Raw genomic sequence first — 502 nt, forward strand, 5'->3', positions numbered from 1 at the left:
ATACTGAGGATGAGACCACTCATGATGGATAAGCGGCACAATATCGGGGAATCGAAGTCGTTGCACGTAGCTGCTGGCAGCACTCAACGCAATAGAATAGGGCGAACTCTGTTGCACTCTGGGTTCTGCTACTACTGCTATGAGCGGGTGCATAGCCCGTATCTTTTTTGCGACGATGTTTGTTGCGGAGATTATGAAAAGGAAATGCTAGTAACACACGCAGGCCGCTAAATAAAAAAGCCCCGCCAACTAAATAGTTGGCGGGGCTTTTTTATTTAGCTCTGCGGTTGTGCGTAGTACACCGAAACATCTGCATTAGGTGAATTGGCAGCTACGGGAGCCGAGTTTGTTATCACAACGGCCGTGTACTTATCGTCCAGCACCAACATCGTATTCACATTAAACGTGATGTTAACGGCAGTTGGTGTGGTGACCTCTACAGTTAGCGGCGCTGTTGTGGCAATGGCCAGTCCCTGCACCGGACCTAGCGTCATGCTAGTAG

1 protein-coding gene is annotated in these 502 nt (G+C 49.4%); it reads right to left on the reverse strand.

Annotated elements, in window-relative coordinates; translation table 11 throughout:
* Positions 1-275: 275 nt before the first annotated feature.
* Positions 276-502, reverse strand: a 227-nt coding sequence (locus AC1RO3_RS08530) for a hypothetical protein (RefSeq protein ID WP_481764006.1), incomplete at its 5' end; no start/stop codon positions are given.

It is taken from the genome of Dellaglioa sp. CoH-57-MRSF-19, assembly GCF_056781975.1.